The organism is Vibrio sp. Vb1980 (assembly GCF_033338615.1).
In the GTDB taxonomy this organism is placed as follows: domain Bacteria; phylum Pseudomonadota; class Gammaproteobacteria; order Enterobacterales; family Vibrionaceae; genus Vibrio; species Vibrio alginolyticus.
The window spans coordinates 1-530 of the sequence record NZ_JAWOSZ010000169.1; the positions used below are offsets into that span (position 1 = coordinate 1).

General features: G+C 42.6%; 1 protein-coding gene. It reads right to left on the bottom strand.

Annotated features, from left to right (window positions below):
* Window positions 1-530: type II secretion system F family protein (locus R7F64_RS24325; protein ID WP_318072214.1), on the bottom strand; the 530-nt coding region annotated here is incomplete at both ends.

Consider the following 530-nt stretch of genomic DNA (forward strand, 5'->3'; position numbering starts at 1 on the left):
GATTGCCCTCGCTTCAAACATGATTCGGTTGATGCGGTTAATCACGTCTTTTAGCTGCCCACCTCGACTCAAGTTGATTCGAATTGTTGCGGCAAAGAAAAAGTACTCAACGTAAGGAAACGAAGCTGCACTTCGTGCCAATACATCGTCTGGGTCTTCACCAATCAGAAGTCGTTCTGACATCTTTTTGAACTCTTCGCCAACTTCATTATCAAGCTGAGTTCCTACGTATTCGAAGGCATGAACAATACTTTGTCCCGAAGAGAGTGCACCCGACAATATGTTTAGTGCATCTGGAAAGTTGTCCTTGAATCGCTGCGCTTGGATACCACTTAATTTGAGGATAAACATCACAAATAATATTGGTTCTAACGCCAGCAGCACTTTCCAGTACTCAAACATAAAAAACCAGTCATTAACGCAGTAAACCGCTATCGAAGACGCAGCGAAAAAGCCGATCAGTTTTAGTCCCGCATTTGGGCTCAGCAGCTTTTTCAGCTGCTTAAATTTGTCCTTTACTTTCTTTTTAT